At 63.0% G+C, this 24694-nt stretch carries 23 protein-coding genes; all 23 read right to left on the bottom strand.

Annotated features, from left to right (window positions below):
• Positions 1–12: 12 nt before the first annotated feature.
• The gene (locus tag H6678_04835) at positions 13–699 is read right to left on the bottom strand and encodes an NADH-quinone oxidoreductase subunit I (GenBank protein MCB9473118.1); all 687 of its coding nucleotides are present in this window, start codon (positions 697–699) and stop codon (positions 13–15) included.
• A gap of 35 nt (positions 700–734) precedes the next feature.
• The gene (locus tag H6678_04830; GenBank protein MCB9473117.1) at positions 735–1832 is read right to left on the bottom strand and encodes an NADH-quinone oxidoreductase subunit H; all 1098 of its coding nucleotides are present in this window, start codon (positions 1830–1832) and stop codon (positions 735–737) included.
• Positions 1833–1853: 21 nt separating this feature from the next.
• Complete coding sequence (locus tag H6678_04825; protein ID MCB9473116.1) at positions 1854–3479, bottom strand: (2Fe-2S)-binding protein; 1626 nt, start codon at positions 3477–3479, stop codon at positions 1854–1856.
• 31 nt (positions 3480–3510) lie between these two features.
• A complete protein-coding gene (locus H6678_04820) occupies positions 3511–4710 on the bottom strand; it encodes an NADH-quinone oxidoreductase subunit D (GenBank protein MCB9473115.1) in 1200 nt (399 codons plus the stop codon).
• A 36-nt stretch (positions 4711–4746) separates the two neighbouring features.
• Positions 4747–5289 carry an NADH-quinone oxidoreductase subunit C gene (locus H6678_04815; GenBank protein ID MCB9473114.1) on the bottom strand — a complete coding sequence of 181 codons (543 nt, stop codon included), beginning with the start codon at positions 5287–5289 and terminating at the stop codon, positions 4747–4749.
• Position 5290: 1 nt separating this feature from the next.
• Positions 5291–5764, bottom strand: coding sequence for an NADH-quinone oxidoreductase subunit NuoB (nuoB, locus tag H6678_04810; GenBank protein MCB9473113.1), 474 nt, complete (start codon positions 5762–5764; stop codon positions 5291–5293).
• Positions 5755–6051 carry an NADH-quinone oxidoreductase subunit A gene (locus tag H6678_04805; protein MCB9473112.1) on the bottom strand — a complete coding sequence of 99 codons (297 nt, stop codon included), beginning with the start codon at positions 6049–6051 and terminating at the stop codon, positions 5755–5757. The genes nuoB and H6678_04805 overlap by 10 nt, the downstream gene beginning before the upstream one ends.
• Before the next feature lie 421 nt (positions 6052–6472).
• Positions 6473–7129 carry an energy transducer TonB gene (locus H6678_04800; protein ID MCB9473111.1) on the bottom strand — a complete coding sequence of 219 codons (657 nt, stop codon included), beginning with the start codon at positions 7127–7129 and terminating at the stop codon, positions 6473–6475.
• 348 nt (positions 7130–7477) lie between these two features.
• Positions 7478–8134 carry a TonB family protein gene (locus H6678_04795; protein ID MCB9473110.1) on the bottom strand — a complete coding sequence of 219 codons (657 nt, stop codon included), beginning with the start codon at positions 8132–8134 and terminating at the stop codon, positions 7478–7480.
• 8 nt (positions 8135–8142) lie between these two features.
• Positions 8143–8550 (bottom strand): biopolymer transporter ExbD, encoded by a 408-nt coding sequence (locus tag H6678_04790; protein MCB9473109.1) that lies wholly within the window; start codon positions 8548–8550, stop codon positions 8143–8145.
• Positions 8551–8552: 2 nt separating this feature from the next.
• On the bottom strand, positions 8553–8984 hold the full coding sequence (locus tag H6678_04785; protein MCB9473108.1) for a biopolymer transporter ExbD: 432 nt from the start codon (positions 8982–8984) through the stop codon (positions 8553–8555).
• A 36-nt stretch (positions 8985–9020) separates the two neighbouring features.
• Positions 9021–9638 (bottom strand): MotA/TolQ/ExbB proton channel family protein, encoded by a 618-nt coding sequence (locus tag H6678_04780; GenBank protein MCB9473107.1) that lies wholly within the window; start codon positions 9636–9638, stop codon positions 9021–9023.
• Between the two features lie 327 nt (positions 9639–9965).
• Positions 9966–11555 carry a S41 family peptidase gene (locus H6678_04775; protein ID MCB9473106.1) on the bottom strand — a complete coding sequence of 530 codons (1590 nt, stop codon included), beginning with the start codon at positions 11553–11555 and terminating at the stop codon, positions 9966–9968.
• A gap of 199 nt (positions 11556–11754) precedes the next feature.
• Positions 11755–12897, bottom strand: a complete 1143-nt coding sequence (dprA, locus tag H6678_04770; protein MCB9473105.1) for a DNA-protecting protein DprA — start codon at positions 12895–12897, stop codon at positions 11755–11757.
• Positions 12898–13106: 209 nt separating this feature from the next.
• On the bottom strand, positions 13107–16166 hold the full coding sequence (locus H6678_04765) for a hypothetical protein (protein MCB9473104.1): 3060 nt from the start codon (positions 16164–16166) through the stop codon (positions 13107–13109).
• Between the two features lie 605 nt (positions 16167–16771).
• Positions 16772–18403, bottom strand: a complete 1632-nt coding sequence (gene pruA / locus H6678_04760; protein ID MCB9473103.1) for an L-glutamate gamma-semialdehyde dehydrogenase — start codon at positions 18401–18403, stop codon at positions 16772–16774.
• A 138-nt stretch (positions 18404–18541) separates the two neighbouring features.
• Positions 18542–19057, bottom strand: a complete 516-nt coding sequence (rfaE2, locus tag H6678_04755; GenBank protein ID MCB9473102.1) for a D-glycero-beta-D-manno-heptose 1-phosphate adenylyltransferase — start codon at positions 19055–19057, stop codon at positions 18542–18544.
• A 52-nt stretch (positions 19058–19109) separates the two neighbouring features.
• Positions 19110–20642 carry a DUF3108 domain-containing protein gene (locus H6678_04750; GenBank protein ID MCB9473101.1) on the bottom strand — a complete coding sequence of 511 codons (1533 nt, stop codon included), beginning with the start codon at positions 20640–20642 and terminating at the stop codon, positions 19110–19112.
• Between the two features lies 1 nt (position 20643).
• The gene (locus tag H6678_04745) at positions 20644–21906 is read right to left on the bottom strand and encodes a TRAP transporter large permease subunit (protein ID MCB9473100.1); all 1263 of its coding nucleotides are present in this window, start codon (positions 21904–21906) and stop codon (positions 20644–20646) included.
• Positions 21903–22400, bottom strand: a complete 498-nt coding sequence (locus H6678_04740; GenBank protein MCB9473099.1) for a TRAP transporter small permease subunit — start codon at positions 22398–22400, stop codon at positions 21903–21905. Before H6678_04740 ends, H6678_04745 begins: the two co-directional genes overlap by 4 nt.
• A gap of 1 nt (position 22401) precedes the next feature.
• Positions 22402–23427 (bottom strand): TRAP transporter substrate-binding protein DctP, encoded by a 1026-nt coding sequence (gene dctP / locus H6678_04735; GenBank protein MCB9473098.1) that lies wholly within the window; start codon positions 23425–23427, stop codon positions 22402–22404.
• Positions 23428–23551: 124 nt separating this feature from the next.
• The gene (locus H6678_04730; protein ID MCB9473097.1) at positions 23552–24142 is read right to left on the bottom strand and encodes a TetR/AcrR family transcriptional regulator; all 591 of its coding nucleotides are present in this window, start codon (positions 24140–24142) and stop codon (positions 23552–23554) included.
• 11 nt (positions 24143–24153) lie between these two features.
• On the bottom strand, positions 24154–24687 hold the full coding sequence (locus H6678_04725) for a hypothetical protein (protein MCB9473096.1): 534 nt from the start codon (positions 24685–24687) through the stop codon (positions 24154–24156).
• Positions 24688–24694: the final 7 nt, after the last annotated feature.

Here is a 24694-nt window from a genome sequence, read left to right as displayed (position 1 = left end):
CCAGAGTCCTGATCACTGGGCATCCCGTCCCTGGGCAGCGGCCTTGCGCGAGGCCACCCAGGCGTCACGGTAACTCAGATCGATGCGCGCCGGCTTGATGTGTTCCAGCCCGCGCATCGCCAGATGGGGCAACACCTTGTTGAGGTCCTTTCCGGCGAATTCCTGCCCGCTGCAGATCACGGGCTTGGGATCCAGCAGGTCGGTCAGTCGCATCACGAAGTTCTCGCGCCGGTCGCTGGCGGTTTCCATGATCTGGGTATCCATGTGGATCGCATCCTTGGGGCAGGCTTCCACGCAGAATCCGCAGAAACAGCAGCGATCCAGGTCAATCCGGAATTCCAGCGGAGCCTTCTCTTCGGGGCTGTCCCCGTGTTCGGCGGAGGTGATGGAAATGCAGAAGTCGGGGCATGCCGTCTCGCACAGCATGCAGGCCGTGCACTTGGGGCGTCCGTCCTCGTGCACCTTGATGCGGTGCTTGGTGCGCAAACGACGTGGCAGCGGACGCATCACCTCGGGATACTGCAGGGTGAAGGACGCATCACTGGCAGCCTGGCGATTGCCGAAAAAGCCCAGCGTGTGCTTGATCATGTTGTGCACGAAATGACGAGTGGTCACCATCAGGCCACCCACGACGGCCGGATAGTAGAGCGCCGTGAGCGGGGGATTCTTGATGTCGATGTTCACGAAGCGGGCAGCCATGTGTCTCTCCAGGTTGCGAAACCTGTCCCGACGGATCAGGACAGGACGTACATCACGATGGCGGTGATGAACACATTCAGCAGGGCCAGGGGCATCATTTCCTTCCAGCCCAGCCGCAGCAGGTGATCGAAACGGAAGCGCGGCAGGGTCCAGCGGATCTGCAACTGCAGCATGCAGAAGAAGATCACCTTGGCGATGAAGCCCAGGATGCGCAGGGTGGCCACCAGCCACTCGGACAGGGGAATGCTGAGCGCGCTGCCGAACTGGAAACCCGCATCCGTCAGCCAGGGCACCTGCCAGCCGCCGAAGAACAGCACCGAGATGAAGGCGGCAAGCACCACGATCTCGATGAACTCACCCAGCAGGAACAGGCCGAACTTCAAGCCTGAATACTCGACGAAGTAGCCGATGATCTCGCTCTCGCCCTCGGGCACGTCAAATGGCACACGCTTGGTTTCGGCGATGGCCGCGGGCAGGAAGAGCAGGAAGGCCAGAGGCTGGGTGAAGATGCCCCACTTGGGGATCCAGCCGCCCAGCCAGTACTGGCCCTGATAGGCGATGATCTCGGGCAGGCGCACGCTGCCGGTGACCAGTATCACGCCAATCAGCGACAGCCCCAGCACCACTTCGTAGCTGATCATCTGGCAGATGCCGCGCAGGGCACCCAGCTGGGCGAACTTGTTGTTGGAACTCCAGCCCGCCAGCACCACCGAATAGATGCCCATGGAGCCGAAGGCCAGGATGTACAGCAGGCCGATGTTGAGATCGACCAATTGCAGGGTGAAGGTCTGTCCGAAGAGCTGCAGGGGCGGCCCGAAAGGGATCACCGCAAAACTGACCATCGCTCCGAAGAGGCCGATGAAGGGCGCCAGATTGTGGATGATGGGGTTGCCCGTGGGCGGAACCCAGTCTTCCTTGGTGAAGGACTTGATGCCGTCGGCGGCGATGTTCAGCAGGCCCCAGAGCCGGAAGCCCATGAAATCCGCCCGGTTGGCCCCGATGCGATCCTGGAGCACGGCGCTCTGCTTGCGCTCGGCCCAGGTCAGCAACGTGGCGATGGCCATGATGAACATGAACAGGATCAGCACGATTTTTGCCAAAGCCACCAGAGTGGCGAAGAGCATCGGGTGCATGCGGAATCTCCCTGTGTGCGCCTAGCGGGGCGCGGCTTCCTTGCTCACGTGAATCGAGCTGCGCTGGGTGACCGGTCTGGCTTCCGCGTATCCGGGCAGCAGGCCGGCCAGACGCTCGCGAATGCCGCTCAGGCTGTTGAAACCCGGGCGCACACCCAGCCGACGGGCCAGTTCCAGCAGCAGGCTCACCTCGTCACGAGCCTCGCCCGTGGGCTCGAAGGCCTTGCCGAAATGCTGCACGCGGCCTTCGAAGTTGGTGAAGCTGCCTTCCTGCTCGGCGTACATGGCGGCGGGCAGCACCACGGCGGTCTGGGGCAACCAGTCGTGCACATGCGTATCGATCACGATCAGGGTGCGCAGCCGAGCGAATTCGGCCAGCGCAGGGTCTTCGAGCAGAGTGGCCAGATCCCAGCGGAACACGACCAGCGCCCGCAGCCGGTCCAGCGCCAGACCGCTGAGCAGCTCACCGGCGGGCAGATTGCCGCGCTTCAGTTTCAGCAGCTCGGCTCCGCGCCGGTTCGGGGTCCGGTCGGCCCGCTTGAGCAGCGCATCGTCCTGACCGTGGACTTCCTGGACCAGGCTGTAATCCATCAGACCCGCCTTCAGTCCGTCGCCGAAGAGGGCGCCGGCCGCCAGCAGGGCTTCGTTGCTCATCCGGGGGCTCAGCAGCACACCCAGCGATTCAGGATGCTTGCGGTGTTGCTCCAGTTCGGCACACACGGCCGTCAGTGCCGATTCCCAGTCGCTCTCCACCAGCCCGGCAGGGCCCTTGAGCAACGGGGTCAACAGGCGGTTGCGGTCGATTTCAGGATAGCCGTAGCGGCCTTCGTCACACAGCCACCACTGGTTGACCGCCCCATTGTAACGGGGCTTCAGACGATGGACGCGCTTGCTCTCCTCGTGGCGCTTGTAGTCGCGCTTGAGGTCGAAGTGAATTTCCGTGTTGCATCCACGGCTGCAGCCCGGGCAGATGCTGTCCTGCTTCTTGAGGAACCAGACACGCCGGTTGAAGCGGAAGTCGCGGTCGGTGAGCGCACCCACAGGGCAGATGTCGACCACATTGCCCGAATAGGCATTGTCCAGAACCTTGCCCTCTTCCAGATGCAGCGTGTTGTGGCTGCCGCGTTCGGTGATGCCCAGCTCGGCGGTGCCCGTGATGTCCTTGCAGAAACGCACGCAGCGGGTGCAGAGCACGCAGCGCTCGGAGTCCAGCATGACCGTGGGGCCAATCGGCTGGCGCTTGGGCTTGTGCACGGGCATGGTCAGGCGGCGGCTGCCTTCTTCGGTAGCGCCCCACTCCACGAAGTAATCCTGCAGTTTGCACTCGCCCGCGCAGTCGCAATAGGGACAATCGATGGGGTGGTTGAGCAGCAGGAACTCCATCACGCCCTTGCGAGCGTCAAGCACCGCCTCGGTCTCGGTGGTGACCTTCATGCCCTCGGATGCCGGAGCCACGCAGGCCACATCCACGCGACCGCGGCCACGCTCCTCGATGTGCACCATGCACATCCGGCAATTGCCGGCCACGGGCAGGCCCGGGTGATAGCAGAAATGGGGGACCAGCACACCCGCCTGCTTGCAGGCCTCGATGACTCGGGTGCCCGGTTCCACCTGCACGGATTTCCCGTTGATTTCCAGTGTGATCATGCCTGTTCCTTGCAAGAATCCGGACCGGAACCTAGCGGTCCAGCTCGCCGCCGATCATGTTGATGGAGCCGAAAATGGGAACGATATCGCCAATGGTGCGCCCGACGATCATTTCGCGCATGGCCTGGGTGATGCCGAAACACGGTGGCCGGCAGCGCACCTTCCAGGGCCGCTCTTCGCCCGTGGACACCAGGTAGAACCCCAGTTCGCCATTGCCGCCTTCGACCGCGTGATACAGCTGGCCCGGAGGCGGGGCGATCATGTGGCCCCACATGTGATGCTTGAAGTGGGCCATCAGCTCTTCGATGCGCGAGTACACCAGCTCCTTGGCCGGCGGGGTGATGCGGTAGTCCTGCACGCTTACCGGGCCGCTGCTGGGCATCTTCTGGAAGCACTGCTCGATGATGCGCAGGCTTTGCTCCATTTCATGGAAGCGCACCAGATAGCGGTCGTAACAGTCGCCGTTGGAGCACAGCGGGATTTCGAAGTCGAGCTGGCCATAGGTCAGGTAGGGCGAATGGGCGCGTACGTCCACTTCAATGCCCGCCGCCCGGGCCATCGGGCCGGTGAAGCCGTAGCTGATGCAGTCTTCGCGGCTGAGGGCGCCGATGCCGCGTGTGCGGTCGATGAAGATGCGGTTGCCGGTCATCAGCGTGTTGACTTCGGCGTTGATGTCGCGACAATCCTTGATCGCCTGGCGCACCTGGGCCTCGAAGTCGGGATAGAGGTCGTCGGTGAGACCCCCGATGCGGCTGTAGGAGGTGGTGACGCGCGCACCGCAGAGCCGCTCGAGGATTTCCCAGAGCAGTTCGCGTCCCTTGATGAGATACAGGAACGCGGTGAAGGCGCCCAGTTCCATGCAGGTGGCGGCCAGACAGGTCTGGTGGTCGCAGATGCGCATCAGCTCGCTGGTGAGGACACGCACCCACTGACCGCGGATGGGCACCTCGATGTCCATCAGCTTCTCCACGGCCATGTGATAGCCGATGTCGTTGATGATGGGCGAGACGTAGTTCAGCCGGTCGACGTATACCACGCACTGGTTCCAGGGATGGTTTTCACACATCTTCTCGAAACCGCGGTGCAGGTAGCCGATTTCCACGTCGGCGGAGATGATCTCTTCGCCTTCGACCTGCAGCAGCAGGCGCACGATGCCGTGTGTCGTCGGGTGGCTGGGCCCGACGTTGAGGGTCATCGACTTGTGTTCCAATTGCTGGCCGGGTGCCAGCATGTCCGCAGCGGTGGCGGTGCCGGAGGTCTGTTTCATCTACTCCTGCCTGCTCCCGGGTCCGATCAGTGGCTGTCGGCCCTTCATGCTGTAGTCCTTGCGCAGCGGCCAGCCCTTGAACTCGGGATACATCAACAGCTTGCGCATGTCGGGGTGCCCGGAGAACCGGATGCCGTACATCTCGTGGATCTCGCGTTCGTACCAGTCCGCGGCCTTCCAGAGGCCATAGAGCGACGGGGCTTCGCAGCGCTCTTCGGCCACGGGCGCCAGCAGGCGCAGGTAGCGGTGGTGTGCCAGGCTCCAGAAGTGGTAGACCAGCTCGAAGCGCACCTCGCGCTGCCCCAGCCAGTCGACGGCGGTCTGGTCAATCAGGAAATTGAAATCGAGACCCGGTGTGTCACGCAGGTGACGCGCCACCGCGTCGAGGGCCGACGTGCGCACCTGGATTTCCAGCATGTCCTTGGCCTGGCGCCATTCGACGAGATCCTTGGCGAAGGCTTGCTGGAGCGAGGCGATCACGGGGGGCGGCGAATTGTCCGGCGGGGTCGGGGCGACCGCGTCGTTGCCCACGGCTTCGCTCATCTCAGACCTCTTGTTTCTGGTTCTGGATCTTGGCCTGCAGTTTGATCAGCCCGTCCAGCACCGTCTCGGGGTGCGGCGGGCAACCGGGGATGTAGATGTCCACGGGCAGGATCTGGTCAATCCCCTGAAGCACGGCGTAGTTGTTGTAGGGGCCACCGCTCACGGTGCAGGCACCGAAGGCCACCACCCACTTGGGGTCGCACATCTGGTCGTAGATCTGACGCAACACGGGAGCCATCTTCTGGTTGATGGTGCCCACCACCAGCAGCACGTCGCTCTGGCGCGGGCTGAAGCGTGGCAGGCCCGCACCGAAGCGGTCCATGTCGTAGCGGCTGCAGGCGGCCGACATGAATTCCATGCCGCAGCAGGCGGTCACGAAGGGATAGTTGAAGATCGAGTACTTGCGCCCCCAGCCGATCACTTTGTCAAGCTTGGTGGTGACGAAGGGCTCGGGCATGCCATGGCTTACCTCCATGTGAACACCCCCTTGCGGATTTCGTAGAACAAGCCGGCGAACAGGGCCAGCACGAAGATCAGGACGGCCACCAGCGCGGCACCGCCCAGAGACTTGAAACTGACCGCCCAGGGATAGAGGAAGATCGCCTCGATGTCGAAGACGATGAAGGAGATCGCCACCAGGTAGAACCGGGTACGCAGTCCACCTTCACGGGCCGAGCCGATGGGATCCATGCCGCACTCGAAGGCCTGGCTCTTGACTTTGTTCATGCGCTTGGGGCCCAGCAGGCGGGCCGCCAGCAACATGACCGCACACACGGAACCAGCCACGAGAAACAGCACGAGCAGCGAAATGACGTTGGGATTGTGAAGCACCGGGGCCTCGCACGATTGGTGAATGGCGGGTGTGCCAGCAACCTGCCGGCAGCCGGCCTGCGGTCAGGAGTGGCACAAGGAACCGTGGACACGGCACGACGGACCGCTCCACAGCATCGGATGAAGCGAAAAATATAGGGCTTTCCGCCGGGAAAGTGGGGGGGCGCAGCATCAAAAAGGCGGGCAGGAAAGCGGGGGACCACCCGAGGTCAGTCAGGAAGCGCAGGGTCGGGCGGCCCCCCCCAGGCACCGGCCAAGGGCCGGACGGTTCATGGAAAGACCCGATGCTTACCGCCGGCAGCCAGAGCGTGTTCCCTGGTCATTCTGAACCGGCAAGCAGGTCGTTGTCATGTCAATGCAGAGTGAAGCGTACCACCTGCTGCATGTGCACCGCGACGTCCCGATCCCGCTGTTTTCCGGGAATGAAACGCGCGGAGGCCAGGGCTTTCATGGCGGAGTCACCGAAGCCGAATCGCGGAGGATCTTCCTGCAGGATCTGCAGGTCACGGGGAATGCCGTCCACGCCGACCACGAAACCGATCAGTGCTCGGCCTTCGATGCCGGCCCGCAGGGCCAGATCGGGGTAGATCACCGAACGGTGCAACGATTCCAGTCCGCCCAGCAGCACGGGCATGCGCTCGACCAGAAAGATCTCGACCACTTCCTCCTCGGCTTCGAAAGGAGGAGGCGGCAGAGTGGCAGGCTGCCACTCCCCCAGATCCGCATAGTCGATGGTCTGCTCGAGCTCGGGGTCATCGCTGAGGGCGGACACGACGAAGGTGGGGCGCGCCGGCCGTGGATTGGGGCGCTCGACCGCGGGCGTGGCCACAGGCACGACCCAGGTCGGGTCGACAAGCCCGCAATGGTGGGCCAGCGAGTCTGAGGAAGCGGGCTCGCGCGACAGCTGGAACACGAGGCAGACCATGGCCAGCGCCAGAGCGAGGCCCAGTTCGCACAGGATCAGGTAGCGCTCGTGCAGGTCGGCATTCAGGGCGTGTCGTACTCTCATGGGGCCTCCCGGGTCTGGAAGCTGGGTTGCACGCCGTGCTCATCGGCACGACCCGTGCAATGGGGAACCACTTGCCCGGCAATTGCCCGGCTGCCGTCACACGGTGCCGAAGCGCCAGCGGACGAGTGTCAGAATCCTTGACAGCAGTCGCCTGAATCTGCCGCCCGTCTGCGCTCGAAGGACGATTTGCTGCAGTCGGGGCCGAATTGCGCCAGAACCATGATGAATCCTGGTGGATTCGTATACGGTCCCGATAGAAGCAAAGGCTGTGCCGGAAACATCCGGTCCGGCATGAAAAAAGGGCCGTCCAATGGACGGCCCCGTGAATGTCAGTGAGTCTGCTGCGGCTCAGTTGTTCAGCTGGAAGCGGATCGTCTGCTGCATGCGCACGCTGACGAAACGATCTCGCTGACGACCGGGCTTGAAGGTCATCTTGGAGAGGGCGTCGATGGCGGCCTGGCCAAAGCCCAGGTTCTTGGGGCGCTCGCCCAGCACGGTGAATTCGCGGGGGATGCCATCGGCACCCACGATGAAGCCGATCTGGGCCACACCTTCCACACCCGCCTTCTGGGCCATTTCCGGGTAGCGCACCAATTTGTACAGGGCTTCGTTCCCGCCCACCAGTTCTGGCTGCTGCTCGATGGCGAAGAAATCGACCACCTCGTCGTCGGAATTGTCCATGGGCGGCGGGGGCGGCGGAGCGGCGGTCCAGTCCTCGTCTTCGTTGAAGTCGATCTCCTCGTCTTCCACCACATCTTCATCGGCGGCCGCCACCGTGAAGGAGGGACGGGCCGGGCGAGGTTCGGATTTCTGCTGGACGGTCTGGTCGATCTGCTCGACCTCGATCTCGTCGGGCACATAATCCTTCAGCTTCACCTGCACATGCACCTGCTTGGACACGATGAACAGCACGCAGAACAGGGCCAGCGCAAACGCCAGTCCCAGCTCCGAGAAGACCTGGTACTTGAGCTTGACGTTGGCTTCGGGTCTCTTGTGGTATTCCATGGAGCCCCCTACTTGGTCAGCGTGGTGTAGTTGACACGCAGGGCATAGGCCTTGCGCAGTTCCTGCTGCACATCGGTGACACTCTTCATGTGGGACTTCTGATCCGCCTTGAGGGCGATCACCAGCTTGGGGTTCGCCACGCGCTTGGTGTAGATCAGACCGGAGAGGTCTTCGATGGCCACGAACTGGTCGTCCAGCATGCGGCGGTTGGTCTTGTCGACCCAGATGTAGGCCAGGTCGCGCTTGCCCACTTCGATCTTCTGGGTGGACTCGGCCGAGGGGATGCGCACGGGCAGACCATCGAACTGCTTGAACGTGGTGACCACCATGAAGAAAATCAGCAGCATGAACACGATGTCGGGCATGGATGCCGTCGAGATTTCCGCCTTGGTCTGGGTCTTCTTTTTGATTTTCACGCCTACTCCTCCGGCTCTGCGATGGAGATCTTGGTGGCACCGGCCATTTTCACCTGGTCGAGCACGAAGATGTAATCGTCGTAGAGAGTTTCGGCCTGGGTCTTGATCGAGACGATCTTCTCATACTTGCCTTCAGCGTCCCGCCCCAGTTCTTCCAGGGAGTTCTTGACTTCACTGCGCAGCTGGCCACGTTGGTCAAGGACGGCATCGTTGATCATGATCTCGCCCGCATTCGAGACGAGGATGTTCAGGACCTTGTCCTTGTTCAGCACTTTCGGTGGTTCTTCCGAAATCTCGGGCAGGGTCAGGGGTACACCCTTGTCCTGATCGATGGTGGTGGTCACCAGAAAGAACACCAGCAGCAGGAAGGCGATGTCGGCCATGGACGCGGCAGGAATCTCGGATTCAATCTTGCGGCGTTTTTCAAGAAGCATGGTCCTGCCTTCGGTTCTGAACCCGGAAGGGCTCGATTACTTCTTCGTGGAAGCCACTTCCATCAGGGACTCGATCAGCTCCACGGAGCTTTCTTCCATGTCAAGCACCAGGCTGTTGATCTTGGCGTTGAAGGCATTGAAGAAGAACTGGGTCACCATGGCGGCGATCAGACCGAACACGGTGGTCAGCAGGGCGACCTTGATACCGCCCGCCACAATGGCCGGGCTGATGTCGTTGGCCTTCTCGATTTCGTCGAAGGCGCGCACCATGCCCCACACCGTTCCGAGGAAGCCGAACATGGGGGCGAGAGCCGTGCAGGTGGACAGCCAGATCAGCCCGCGCTCGAGGAAGGCCATCTCGATGGAGGCGGCGTTCACGATGGCTTTCTCCACATGGTCCAGACCACGGTCGTAACGCAGCAGACCGGCGTGTACGATGGAGGCCACCGGGCCGCGGGTGGAGGCGCAGATCTCCGTGGCCGCGTCGACTCCGCCACTGCGCAGCGCGTCATGGATCTTGCGCGTGAAGGCCTTGGCGTTGGTGGACTGCATGGTCAGGGTGATGCTCTTGACCACGATGATCATGATGCCCAGGCAGAGGATGATCAGAATGGGCCACATGAAGCCGCCACCCTGTTCGAAATACTTCAGCATGTTGATGCGCCTCCCGATGGAATGCAGGATTGATCGACGGATGACGGACGGCCGGTGAACCGGCGCACGCCCCCGTGTGCTTAAGGTGTCGGTTTCGTGGTCCCGGAAAGAGCATCCCTGACAAGGTTGCCCGCTTCCCGGAAATCGCTGGAGTCAGGTCTGCCGGATCTCGGTCGGGCCCCCGGGCGAACCCGGAAGCAGAAGGAAGCGCGAAAGTACTACTTGACCCTTCCGGAGTCAATCTGGACACCGCCCGGCCTTCCCCGCTCCAGCTTTGGAATCGGCCTGCACGGACCGGCCTCCGCGCGGTCATTCCGGCGTGTCACATCATTTGAGCCGGGCGATTCTCGCCGCTTCATCGAAGAGCAGCAGCGATTCGACGATCACCGGATCGTCGGCCGAATCCACGCGCCTCGATTCATCACGGCCCCAGATCACCCGGGCCATCTCGCGCTTGATGTAAGCCTTCACCCAGTGAATGTCCTTCTCCCAGTCCTCGGCCACGAAGGGCACCTTGGCATCGGCCAGCAGACGCACTTCTTCGATCAGCGCCTCATCGGGCTGCCAGCCGGTCAGGAAAGATTCGAAGCCCGCAGCTTGCAGGCGGTTGCGCTCGGGTCCGGGTTCGGTCCAGCGCTCGTTGGCCCAGTCGAAGAAGACCCGGTTGGTGCGCAGGCGGCTCAGGTACGGAGTGAGACGTCCGCCACGGATGCGGACATCGGGAGTGATGCCACCCCCGCCGTAGACCTTGCGCCCGGCACGCGTGTAGTACACGGGCTTGACCGCCGTCGAATCTTCATCCAGATTGTTGTCCACATCGTCGTAGCCTTCGCGGTAATAGTCCATCAGGCCGCCGTCGTAGGGCCGCTGGATCAACCGCCCGCTGGGCGTGTAGTACCGCGCGATGGTCACACGCACGGCGCTGGTGTCGTTGAAGTCGAACTGCCGCTGGACCAGGCCCTTGCCGAAACTGGTCTCGCCCACCACCAGCCCGCGGTCCAGGTCCTGGATCGCACCGCTGAGGATCTCGCTGGCCGAGGCGCTGCCCTGGTTGATCATCATCACCACGGGCCAGCGTGGACGGGTGGTCTCGTCCGTGGACACCAGCGATTCATCGAACTGCTTCAGGCGCCCGCGTGTGGAGACGATGGTCTGTCCGCCGGGCAGAAAGAGGTCGGCCAGCTTGAAGGCCTGCTGGAGGAATCCGCCCGTGTTGCCGCGCAGATCGAACAGCAACTGGGTCATGCCCTGAGCCTCCAGCGAATCAAGTGCCGCCACCACTTCCTCTTCGGACGTGGCCGAAAAACGGGTCAGGCGGATATAGCCGGTCCTGTCGTCCAGCATGAAGGCGGAGTCCACGCTGTAGATCGGAATCTTCTCGCGGGTAATGCTGAAGTCGAGAGTTTCGTCGAGACCCGGGCGTCTCACGGTGATGTTGACCACCGAGCCACGTGGCCCTTTGAGCTTCTTCTGGACCTGGTCATTGGTGAATCCGTAGGCACTCTCGCCCTCGATCTCCACGATCATGTCGCCCGGCGAGAGCCCCAGTCGATCACTGGGCGTCCCCGGGATGGCGCTGACCACGGTGATCAGCTTGTTGCGGATCTCGAAGTAGATGCCGATTCCGTCAAAGTCGCCACGGAACTCCTCATTGACCTGCTGAAGTTCGGAGGCCGGGATGTAGGTGCTGTGAGGATCCAGTTCCTGCAGCATGCCGCTGATGCCCGCATCGACGAGCTTGTCCAGATCGGGCTCTTCCACATAATATTCGCGCACGATGCTCAGGATCGTGCGGATCTTGTCCAGGCTGGCCAGAATGTTGCCCCCGGAGGCCTGGCCTTCGCCGTTGTCGCGAAAGATGAAGACGGTTGTTATCAGCAGCAGGGGAATACCTACCCACAGCAGCAGCTTGCGCATGGAAAGTCCTTTCGACGTGGGATGCATTCGCGGTCCTGAACTGGGAAGGGGCGGCCGCGATCGAACAGGTGGGCTGCAGCAGTGCAGCTCAGGCAAAAGCGGGCGTTGGGCCTCCCGTTGAAATCCGCTTTGGCCGCGCCAATGTAGCGTAGACGGGGCAAAGGGCACCGGGGTTCCGCCATGCCCGGACATTGACGATTCAGTGCCCCGGCTCCAACCGGATCCAGCGATCTCCTGGCTGATGACTGACCAGCCCCGCCAATTCCAGTTCGAGCAGCTTGCCGGTCAATTCGCCCGCTCGCATGCCCAGCCGTTGCGCCAGCAGGTCCAGCGTGGGCGGAGGGTCCAGATGCCGCAACAGGGTCCTTGCCCACTCCTGCCCCAGCAGCCGACCTTGTTCCGGGTCCCGCATGCTGGATGCATGGTCCGACCGCCGCTCCGTCTCCGGCGGCCGCAAGCGCGCCTTGAGCGGGAGTGTGGCCAGCTCCTCGAGCACATGGTCCCGTTTGCCCAGCAGACGGGCACCCTCACGGATCAGGCGGTGTGACCCCTCCCAGGCGGCGTCTTCCCAGGGGCCCGCACAGACCCAGAGTTCCCGGTTCTGATCGAGGGCCGTTGCGGCGGTGATCAGCGCCCCGCTGCGTGCCGGAGCCTGCACCACGATCACCGCGCGCGACAGGCCGGAGATCAGTCTGTTGCGCCGGGGAAAACTCCAGGTCTGGGCCTGGAACCAGGGCGGGTACTCACTGAGCAGCACTCCCTCGCGGCCGATCGCTTCCAGAAGAGCCCGATTTTCCCTGGGCCAGATCCAGTCCAGCCCGCAGCCCAGTACAGCACATGTCCGGGCTGGTCCCGCACCAGCGTGTGCGCGGCTGTCAACACCCATTGCGCCCCCGCTCACACAGAGCAACCCCAGGCCACCCAGGAGCTCGCCCAGCTGCTCCGCCAGCTTTCCGGCCTGTGGAAGGGGGCGACGGGTGCCGACCACGGCCACCGAATCCCTGGCCAGCAGGTCGGGCCTTCCCCGGGCGAACAGCGCCATCGGGGGATCTGGCATCTCCTCCAGCAATGCTGGCCAGTTCGGCGACCCGGGCAGCAGGAGGTGCATCTCACCACGCTCCAGAGCGCCGATCGTTCGTGGAAGTTCCGGGCCACTCAGAATGCGCTCGAGTTCGACGCGCGCATTGCGACCCAGCGGAACTCCGTCAAGAAGTGTGTCCAGGGACTGGGCAGGCAGGCGCGACAACAGGAAGCGCTTGATCCTGCGTGGCAGGCGAATGGCCATGCGCACCGCCAGTTCCAGCGGATCCGGCAGACCGGGAGTGGAAAGTGAGACATCCATGACGCCAAGATCCGCACTCTCGGCCCAACACGCAGCAGGTGATCACCAGGATCCCGCAGTTTTCCCGGTGGCTGTCAGGCATACTGGACAGATCAGATCCGACCTGCGCGGTGTGTACAACAAAACGGACCCCCCGCTCTCCGGAGAGAACGGGGGGTCGCAATCAGAATCGGACCGGAACCGAATCCGGTTCGACCATCAGGTCGGGACTAGGGACAGACCACGACCACGGTGTAGAACTTCTTGGGGCCGCTGATCACATAACCGGCGCTCGTGCCGGGAATGGTGTCAATCAGGGTTCCCAGAGTGTAGGCGTCAGCCGACTCGTAGATCTTGTACTCGGTGGCACCGGCGACCGGCGTCCAGTTCAGGATCACGTTGCCACCCTGCTTGATCACCGACAGGTCGGTGACCGGGTCGCAGGGCAGAACCGGGCAGGAGGCGTTCAGGATGAAATCGCCATTGTTCGAGCTGAAACCGGAAACGACGATGTAATAGGTCGTGCCGCCCACCATCGGGAAGGTGAGCTCGGACTGCAGGCCGCAGAAATCGTCGTTGAAGGCGAAGTCCGTGCCACCATCGCAGGGGCTGGTACCTTCGAACACGTACAGGTAGGTGTCGAAGCTGCTGCCGCACAGGCTGACGTTCAGGTCGCAGCTGTAGGGAGCCACGAACTCGTACACCACCTCATTGGCCAGACCACCATAGATGTCGGCCGTGTTCGAGGTGCTGCCCATCACATCCACCGCGGGAATGCTCAGGCCCAGGATGGGATCGCAGGGATCCACGGGCGGGGCCGCGCAGGCGATGTTCAGGATGTAGTCGCCGTTGTTGCTGCTGAAGCCTTCCACCAGCACGAAGTAGGTGGTACCGCTGACGACCGGGAAGGTCAGCTCGGACTGCAGACCGCAGGCGTCGTCGTTGCAGGTGAACTCGACTCCGCCGTCACAGGGGCTGGTGGTGTCGTAGGCACGCAGATAGGTGTCATAGGAGCTGCCGCACAGGGACACGATCACATCGCAGTCGGTGTCGGCCGTGAAGCTGTAGATCACATCATTGGCGGCGTTGCCGAAGAGGTTCCCCGAGTCCACGGTGCTGCCCAGCAGATCGACCACCGGCAGGGTCAGGTCGGTGACGTTGGTGCAGGGATCGATGATCTCGCAGGGAGTGCAGGTCACGTTCAGGCTGTAGTTGCCCGTGGTATCCACCCAATAACCCAGAGCACTGACAGCCACGTAGTACACGCCAGCGGGCAGGCAATCGGTGGTCAGGCTCTCGCTGCCACAGTAGCCGGTAACATTGGCCTGGTCCGTGATGGTGGTGCAGTCGCCACTCAGGAAGGACAGCAGCAGGTCGGCGCCATCGGCGTTGGCCGTGATGTCAAGGATCGACGAGGTGCCCAGAATCAGTTCATAGAAGTCGACGTCGTAGACAAGGGTCTCGTTGACATCATAGGTGGCGCTGACCGTTCCACAATAGGTGGTCCCGCACTCGGCACCGTTGACATCAGGACAGCCGTCGTTGGGCTCCATCTCGCTGGTTCCCACGCATTCCACGGGAGCGCAGCTGCACAGGGCGGCGTTGATGTCGATGTCGAAGAGTCCTTCGTCGCCCGAACTGAAACCACCGATCACCAGGGTGTAGTTTCCACCGGGCAGGCACTCGCTCACGAAGTTGGTGGCGAAGGCGGTCAGCTCGCAGGAACCGTCATTGTACAGCACAGCCACACCGTCGGTGCAGGGGTCGCCGTAGAACAGGTAGGAATCGGTGTCGAAAGCGGTACCAGCCAGGCAGGTGTTCACGTCCAGGGTGAACCAGTCGGCGGCGGTGAAGTTGTAGCCGACCTGGCCGTTGCCCAGGTCCAGAATGTCGGGGGCACCCACAGTGCTCACGCCCGTCAGGCTCACGCCCGTGAAGGGGTCGATCGGGCTGTTCACGAAGGTATCACAGGGAGGAGCATACTCGCAGGGCGTGTAATTGACTTCGATACCATAGTGCCAGGGGTTCATGGCATCACAGGGGAAGCCGGTGAAGATGCCGCCAACGGCGTCGCCGGGGCCGGCGAACACATAGTACTGGCCGGCAGGCAGGCACTCGCTCACACCGGTTCCCGTGCCATTCGGAAGGGCCACGGCGGAACCAAGAACCGTCAGGGCATCGCAGTCCGTGTTGAGAACATAGGCGTTCATCGGCACGCAACCCGCAGCCAAGGTGATATCGATGATGCCATCCTCGGGCAGCAATACTTCGTACCAGTCGGTGTCACGGTTGACATCGGCCCAGGTGGTGCCGCAGACGGCATCGCCGAAGCCCAGCGACTCGTAGGCCGGCACGGCGGCATTGCAACCGCCGTTGGTGTCATCGCAGGCACCTTCCAGCTCGGCGACGGTGTACCCGGCAGGGCAACCGGGATCGACACAGGGCGGAGCGCCTTCAGTGATGTCCAGGAAGTAGCTGCCCGACTGTCCGCCATAGCCGTCGACCACGATGTAATAGGTGGTTCCCGCGGTCAGGTTGACCCCGACCAGCTGGCTCACGTAGCTGGCGAATGCAGGAGACGAACATGCGTCGTCGTTGCACGCCACCACGGTGGCCGGCGAATCAGCGAAGACGTACAGTTTCGAATCGTAATTGGTGGCTCCGGCGCAGAGAGTCAGATCCACCGTCACATTCGCGCCGGGGGTGAAGGAATACACCACGTCCGGAGAGGTGCTGCCCGTGTAGGGGCATTCGGAATCATAGTCGTTGGTATATCCGACGGTGGTGCCGGAGTTGCTGTAAGGCAACGACGGAATGACCACTGCGGCAGCGATGTCGTCGCCACCCTGACGGGAGGGATCGACTTCAGGGTCGCGCTGCGGCACGATGCCATGTTCGGCGTTGACGGTCTCGTACAGGTAGGCCGGAACCTCGGCACCGATCGACTTCAGTGCCTGGATTTCCAGTTCGGCCGCACTCAGATTGCCGGGCGCACGATTGCTGATCAGCTCAGGCGCAATCAGGGGTCCCACAACCCGAGGGGTGGACCGGGTGGTTTCAGGACGAACGCGCTGATCCGCAGACTTGACGGGAGTCGCCGTGCCGGTAAGGGCCTTGGACGTGACAATCACTTCAGGTGCCTTGACAGCGGCTTCCTGGACCGCAAGACGCTTTGCCACGGCAATTTCGGGCGTGATCAGTCCCTTGGTGACCATGTCGTCATACTGGTCAGCCTGGGCGAAGCCCGCGACCAGAACGGTACACAGCCCCAACACTAAACTCTTCTTCATGCAATTCCTCCAAGTCGTTTTGTACCCCCGGGAGCTGCTTTGGCAGTCCCGCACATCAGATTCAGAAACAGATTCGGTGAATGGTGGTGATGAGTTCTCCGCAGGAGTGCCGCTGGGGCCGAGGCCAATCCGATGCGGAAGCGTCTCCAGTTCTTTCGGCCGTTCCGGCCAGATCCGAGATGATGGATCAACCAGAGCAGCCAGATTGAATGCGGCAAGTCGACCCTGCTTCTTTGCCACGCAGCACAGCCAGATCCCGGACCGCTTGCGCAGTCAGGTTTGCACTCATCCGGGAAGAGCAGGTTGGGAACGGGGTCCGCCCGGTCCGCCGGACAGCGAATCGGACAGGGGCGATTCGAACATCCGTCGATCGCCGGTGACGTCAAGGCAAAATTCATGCCCAGCCGTCAACAGCTGCCAATGTCCAAACTTCCGCGTATTGCAAAACTTCGATTTAGGTGTGGAATCCAATTCCGAACACCACGGAATATCCGACTGTTCATCATCGGTCAGTATCCTTCGGAATTGAACAGCGCAATCAAAAAAAGAGGGGAGCCGGGCTCCCCTCTTCTGGTATCACAACTGAGTTCGCGTCCCCGAAGAGTCTACTCTTCGCTTGACAGGAACGGATAGGCGAAATGCTCGGCGGCGCAGAAGGTTTCCTTGATCGTGCGGATGCTGGTCCAGCGCATCAGGTTGTAAGCACTGCCAGCTTTGTCATTGGTGCCCGACTTGCGCGCTCCGCCGAAGGGTTGCTGGCCGACCACCGCGCCCGTGGGCTTGTCGTTGATGTAGAAGTTGCCCGCCGCGTTGCGCAGCACACGCGCGGCCAGTGCCACGGCCTGCCGATCCTGTCCGAAGACCGCACCCGTCAGGGCGTAGGGGCTGGTGCGGTCGGCGATCGCCAGCGTCTCTTCGTAAGCCGCGTCTTCGTAGACGTACACACTGAGGACCGGCCCGAAGATCTCTTCACGCATGCTCAGGTAGTCCGGAGTGTGAGCCTGGATCAAGGTGGGCTCGATGAACCAGCCCACCGTGTCGTCGCAGTGTCCTCCGAAGATGATCTCGGCATCACTGGAGTCACGTGCATGATCGATGTAGCCCTTGATGCTGGAGTACGCATTGGCGTCGATCACGGCCGCCACGAAATTGCCGAAGTCTTCGGGGTCGCCCATCCGGATTTCCTTGAGCTGGCGACCCACCTCGTCACGGACCGCGGGCCAGAGGCTGCTGGGAATGTAGGCCCGGCTGGCCGCCGAGCACTTCTGCCCCTGGTACTCGAAGGCCCCGCGTACCATGGCCGTTGCCAGCGCTTTCACGGGGCTGCTGGAATGGGCGAAGATGAAGTCCTTGCCGCCGGTTTCCCCCACGATGCGAGGATAGTTGCGGTAGGTGTCCATGTTGGCACCCACGGTCTTCCAGAAACTGTTGAACACGCCCGTGGAACCGGTGAAATGAATGCCGGCCAGGTCGGGGTGGGCCAGGATCACATCGCTGCAGGTGCCGCCCGCGAAGGGCAGAAACTGGATCACACCGGCGGGCAGTCCCGCCTCGCGCATCAGGCGCATGAAGACCCAGTTGCTGTAGATGGCCGTGGTGGCCGGCTTCCAGATGGCCACCGAGCCCATCAGCACCGGGCTGGTGGGCAGGTTGCCGCCGATGGAGGTGAAGTTGAAGGGACTGATCGCGAAGACGAAGCCTTCGAGCCCACGGTACTCAAGGCGATTCCACATGCCTTCCGGGCTGATCGGCTGCTCGTCCATCATGCGGCGGGCGAAGAACACATTGAAACGCAGGAAATCGGCCAGCTCGCAGGCGGCATCGATTTCGGCCTGGAACACGGTCTTGCTCTGGCAGAGCATGGTGGCGGCGTTGATCTCGTCGCGGTATGGCCCGCTGAGCAGATCGGCGGCCCGCAGGAAAATGGCGGCCCGGTCTTCGAAGGACATGGCGGCCCAGGCGGGAAGGGCGGCCATGGCACCCGCGATGGCTTCGCTGGCCTCGGCCGGCGAGGCCAGGCTGCAATTGGCCAGCACATGGGCATGATTGTGGGGCATCACGGCCTTGCGCCGCGTGTCCGTATGCCTTTCGACTCCATTGATCAACAGGGGGATGTCCGGGGTGCTGGTGCGCAACTCGGCCAGCTTGAGTCGGATCGCGCGGCGTTCGGGACTGCCGGGCGCATACGAGCGCACGGCTTCATTCACGGGAACCGGGACGGCATAGGCTTGAAGCATGGAACACCTCGGGGCTGGGCTCGGCCCTTGGGTCTCGGTGTGAGAGGGCCAGCCGGATGGGGACCGGAGTGTGCCCGGGCGCGAGCTGGCCGGGTGGCGGCAAGGCGGGCAACATTGAACGCCCGCCAAGCTAGCATTTCAAGGGAGATTGACGGCTGGATCGTCGGGCAATCGGATGCCTTGGCCGCTGAGAATGCGTTCGATCAGCCCGCTGCTGCTGCGTCCCTCCCGCAGGGCCACGGTTTCGACCTTTCCTCCGGCGGCGATCACGTCGCTGGCACCCACGATGGTGTCAATGCTGTAGTCGGCCCCCTTGACCAGAATGTCCGGGCGCAACTCCAGAATCAGCTCGCGTGGGGTGTCCTGGGAGAACAGCACCACGCGGTCGACCATCTCGAGGGCCGAGAGCACGAGAGCCCGGTCTTCCTCATTGGACAGCGGGCGTGAGATGCCCTTCAGGCGCCGGACGCTGGAATCGGAATTCAGGCCCACCATCAGCACATCGCCCAGTTGACGAGCCCGGGTGAGGTACTCCACATGGCCCGCATGCAGCAGGTCGAATACCCCGTTGGTGAACACCACCCGTTCCTGGCGCTGCAGGCGGTCAAGGCGCCAGGCCACGGCCTCGCTCAAGCTGACGATCTTGTTGTGCATGGGTCTTTCCTGAGTCGATCCTGTGACGTGTCCGCCTTCCGGAGCCGGTCATTCAGCGATCACGCGTATCCTTCAGCTTCAAGGAGATGCGCCCGACCTTGATCTGGAACTTGGCCTCCACGGGCAGAGCCTTGGCATCATCGGTGAAGCTGCCCCAGAATTCACCCGTCAGGCCCGCGATGCCCTGGTAGTCGGCCAGTCCGTGGACCATGATCACCGGTTGGCGGCGATTGCCCAATTTGATCTCGTCGCGTCCGTCGGGCTCGATCAGGGTGCGGTGCATTTCCTCATCCACGACCGTCAGCACGGGCCCGTAGGTGTTCTCGCGCACCTGGCGCCGTGCCGCATAGAGCAGCGACAGGCCGTCAAAGACCTCCTGGGCCAGGGGCAGGGTCTCGATGTGCACATCCCCGGCCTTGTGATATCCACGAATGGACATCTCGCCCCGCTGGAAATCGCTGCGGTACTTGTTCTCGTAGCGGTCGTTGCCTTCGGTGCTGAACTGGTTGAACTCCAGGCTGTGCAGGCAATGCAGGGGAATCAACGACTCGTACTCGTCGTGCAGGTCGATCAGCCAGGTGTAGATCGGATTGCTGTCGATCTTGTAGTACACGCGCATCGCCTTGCGGCCCCCGCTGTCGGGAATCGTTTCCTCGCCACGCACACCCACGATCAGACTGCCCAGCGGAATGATGCCGAAGGACACGGCGTACTCCCACTCGCGCCCCACCGGAAAGAACTGCGGGAATCCCCTGTTTTCGCGCTCGCGCAATGAGGTGACGCTGGGCAGGCCGGCCAGCAGGTGTTCCACGCCCTGGGCCCGGGCGAATCCGTGCAACAGACTGTCGTCGTAGACATGGGTATAGCGTCGTGCCAGCGTTTCCAGCCAGGCGCGACTGCGGGCCGGGTCACGCGGGCCCGCTTCGCGGATCGCGGCTTCCAGCATCGGCCGCAGGGGAAACACCTCCAGGCCCTGGCGCCACTGATCCAGTGCCTCGGCCTGTCGGCCCTGACGCTGGAGCGCCTTGCCCAGAAACCACCAGCACCAGGGATTGTCCGGCCGGTCCTTGAGCTGCTGCCGAGCCGCGGTTTCCAGGTCGGTCGGGCTGCCCAGCTTTTCCGTGGCCACCAGCAGCAGACGCCCATTCTGCTGGTTGCCCGGATCCAGCGAGCGCGCGGACTTCAGAGCGCCCAGTGCGGCCAGTGTGTCACCGGCGGCCAACAGCAGGCGCCCGCCATGATGGCTGGCCAGGAACCGGATCGTGCGATCGTTGCTGCCCACTGTCTGGCACTGGCGGCCCATGGTGCGCAGCTCCTGGCGAATGGCCATGGCCCGCGCATTGTCGGGCCCGGCTTCCAGCTCGCGAATCAGGGCCATCGCGCGAATCTGGAGGGAATTGAGCCGGGCGATCGGATCTCCGCCCAGCTTCTCGAAGGCCGCCGCGGCGTCGGCGTCCCTGTACGTCATCCAGAGATCCAGGGCGTGCTGACGGGGGCCGTGATCGGCCGCCAGCAGCGAGCACAGCCCCAGCACCAGCAGCAGAGTGGCCCAGGAGCGCAATGGACGGACGGGAATGTGACTCATCTCAAGCCCCCCAGTATCCAAGCCAGAGTGACAGCCAGGGAACCCAGGTGATGATCATCAGGGCCACCAGCAGCAGCAGCAGGTAGACGAAACTGGCCCGGTACAACTCCAGCACGGGGCGCTTGAATCGGAAACTGGCGATGAAGAGGTTCAGTCCCACGGGCGGAGTCATGTAGCCGATTTCCAGGTTGGCCAGGAAGATGACCCCAAGGTGCAGCGGATCCACTCCGTAGGATTCGGCCACCGGCAGGATCAGGGGCACCACCACGATGATCGCGCTGAAGATGTCCATCAGACAACCGACCAGCAGCAGGAAGACGTTCAGCACCATCAGGAACATCACGGGCGAGGTGATCCAGCCCTGCATCCAGGCCAGCAGGCTCTGGGGCACTTCCGCATCCACCAGGTAGTTGGTGAAGCCCAGCGCCACACCCAGAATCAGCAGCACGGCCCCCACCAGGGTCATGCTTTCACCGACGATGCCGGGCAACTTGCGCACGGGGATGTCGCGATAGACCAGCACTTCCACCAGCAGCACGTAACACGCGGTGACCGCGGCGGCCTCGGCGGGAGTGACGATGCCCCCGTAGATCAGCCAGAGCACCAGGAAGGGCAGCGGCAGCTCCCAGATCGCTTCACGCAACGCCGCCAGCAGTTCACTGAGCCTGAAGGCCGGGCGGGGAATGTTGGCTCCACGCGACACGTGAATCGCCCAGCCCCCCAGGATCAGCAGCATCAGCAGTCCGGGCAGCAGCCCCGCGCGAAACAGTCCGTCAATGGACACACCGGACACAAGGCCGTACAGAATGATCGGCAGGCTGGGAGGAAACAGCAGCCCCAGACTGCCGCTGGTGGTCATCAGACCCAGGGTGAAGCGTTCCGGGTAGCCTTCCTTGATCAGGATCGGAAAGAGCAGGCCGCCCATGGCGATGATCGTGACACCACTGGCTCCGGTGAAGGCGGTGAACACGGCACAGGCGATCAGGCTGACCACCGCCAGTCCACCTGGCAGCCAGGAGAGCGCGGCCCGGCTGAGACGGATGATGCGCGCCGGAGAGCCGGATTCGGCCAGCAGGAACCCGGCCACCGTGAAGAGCGGAATCGCCACCAGCACGGGCTGGCTGGCCATGCGGTACAGTTCGATGATCAGCGCGGCCGTGTCGATCTCGGCGCTGGTGAAGGCCAGCAGGGCGATCCAGCCGATGATCACGAACAGCGGGACGCCCAGCAGGGCCATCAAGGCGATCAGGAGCCCCTGGATCATGGGGTTTCCTCCCGGACGGGCAGGTGCCCCAGCAGGCCCAGCAGGATCTCGAGCACGAAGTGCAGGGCGATCAGGGCGAAGCCAACGGGAATGATCAGAATGATCACGTCGTGGGGAATGCCGGCCACGGACTCACCGGCGCCCTGCTCGATCTCGAGGAAGGTCAGTGCGGCCGCGCAGAGTCGCAATGTGATCCAGAGCCCCACCGCGGAGATGCCCACATGCAGCCAGCGCCGCCCCGTGCCCGTGACAAGCCGTCCCAGCGCGTCAATGGAAATGTGCCGTGTGCGGCTGGTGGCCAGCGCCCCACCCACGAAGGCGATCCAGAGTACCCCATGGCGAATCAGCGGGTCGGCCCAGAGCAGACCGCCATGTGCCAGGCGCAACACGACCTGCAGGAAGGAGAGACCGGCCAGACCCGCCACCAAGAGGCAGAGCACCATGACCTCGACCCATTCCAGGCCACGCCTGAAGCTCAGGATCAGCTTCAGCAACTCAGTTCCCGGCCGCGCCGGCAAGGGCCTGGCGCACGTCGTTGAGCAGTTCCCGACTGTAGAGGTCGCCGGCCAGAGCATTCTGGACTCGTGTACCGATTTCCTCGAAGCGGGCGTGCTCGCTTTCGCTGCTGTTGATCTGGGTGATGCCCGCCTTGAGGAAGGCATCCATGGCTTCCTGGTTCTCGCGGCGACTTTCCAGGGTCAGGCGGCGCAGGTGCTTGCGGGCGATCTGGCGCACGGTGGCCTGATCGGCGGCGCTGAGCTTGTTCCAGGCCTTGTCGCTCACCAGGACGGCACCACTGGCGTTGGCCATGGCCAGATCGCTCACGTGATTCACACGGCTCTGCCACTGCAGCACACTGGCGCCATAGGGCGAGGCATAGGCCGCATTGATCAATCCGGTCTGGAAACTGGTCAGCACATCGGGCAGGGCCAGGGGCACGGGTTTGAGACCCAGTTCCTTGAAGTAGGCGCTGGCAAGCGGATCACCTTCCCAGAGCCACATCTTCTGCTGACGCAGATCATCCAGAGTGCGGATCGGCTGCTGGCTGAAGAAGTGCACGAAGCCCACTTCGGCCCAACCCAGCAGTTCGAAATTCTTCTCGCGGAACAGCGAGGCGAAACGGTCGAACATGCCTTCGCGCACCGCATCGACCTGTTCGGCCGTGGTGAACAGGAAGGGCAGGTCAAGGATCCGGGCGGCCGGTTGAATGGCGCCCAGCCCGACCCCCGTGAAACCAGCGGCCTGGATCTGGTTGATCTTGATCTTGCGGATCACGTCCAGCTCGTCGCCCTGGACTCCGCCCGGGTAGAATTTGAATCCCACCCGATTGGCGGTGGCGCTGCGGACTTCGGTATCCAGCTCTTCCATGATGTTCATCCAGGTGGAATTGCGGGGCGCCACCGTGGCGAACTTGATCAGGGTCGCCGGATCCTCGGCCTGCGCGGGGCGGGACACCAGGCAGGCAAGCGCCAGCAGCAGCATGCACAGCCCGCTGGAAGATCTTCTGGCTGGGAGGGTCATTGGATGCCTTCCGGATTTGGTGGTTGTCGAACCATGGGCAGGATCGGGCGATGCCGGAGATTCCGGACCGGCCCAACCTAATGATTTGTCCGGCAAGCTGCCCCTTTGGACAGCTTCCGCAGGCTCAGGATCGGGGTGTTTCCGGTGTCGGCACGCTGGGTGGCACCGGTCCGGGAGTCGCCCCCCCCTGTCGGCCGAAGAGCCGGACCATGCTTTCTACGAGGGAATAGAGAGGAAGGTTGCGCTCGACCTGGCTTTGCATGGCCAGTCCCTGCACCATGGCGGTGAAGAGGCGCAGTCGCTGGGGGTCTTCCAGGCCCAGCAGCTCCCCGATCTGATTGCGACGACGCTCGAGAAAACGCGCGAAGCGCTCGCGGATCTGGGGATGCTGCCGGGCCAGGCCATGGATCTCGTTCAGAAGTGGAGCCCGGACGAAGACGATGTCCAGCAGGAACTCCTGCAGGTCCAGGGGAGTGTCCGCGTCCACCGACTGCTGGTCCATTTCCTGGTCCAGCTGGTCCAGCATGGCCGCGAACAGCCCTTCCTTGGAGCCGAAGTAATGGTGGACCAGCCCATGGTTCACTCCCGCCTGGGTGGCGATCAGCTTGACCGAGCAGGCCGCATGCCCGCGCTCCACGAGGCAGGCGCGAGCCGCCACCAGCAGACGCGCGGGTGCCGACTCTTCGGGAAACTCGGGAGCGGGGTGTGAGCTCACGTCGATTCCGGTCAGAAGGACCAGTTGACGATGGGAAATACCGGGAAGGCACCATCCTGCTTGATCACGTTGACCAGACCGATCTGCAGGCCGTTCATCGACTGGGTCATGTTCAGCACGCCCAGCTGGAGCCCCTTGACCTTGTTGGCCCGGTTGACCCAGCCCATCTGGATTCCCTCGATGTTGCCGGCCTGATTGTAGATCGCCCCCTGGATGCCGGTCACATTGCCCTTGGCGATGCTGGCCAGGAAATTCCACTGGATGCCGGTCAGGTTGCCTTCGATATGGCCCCAGGCCGAGTTCTGCAGACCGGTCAGGTCGCCGCTCAGGTGATTGACCAGACCCCAGTCGAAACCGGTGACCGAGGCATTGTCGCCATAGATCAGGCCCAGGCGAAGCCCGGTGATCGAATCCGCGGGCTTCGAGGTCTGTACGGGGGAGAACAGGAAGAGCGAAATGGGCTTGGTGTCCGCGAGGGACTGTCCGGCGGTGCCAAGCAGGAAGGCCAGGCCGAAAGAGGCCTGCAGAAGACGGGAGATGTTCATGATCTGT

The sequence above is a fragment of the Candidatus Delongbacteria bacterium genome (assembly GCA_020634015.1).
Classification (GTDB): Bacteria; CAIWAD01; CAIWAD01; order CAIWAD01; family CAIWAD01; genus JACKCN01.
This window is presented reverse-complemented; position numbering and strand designations above follow the sequence as displayed.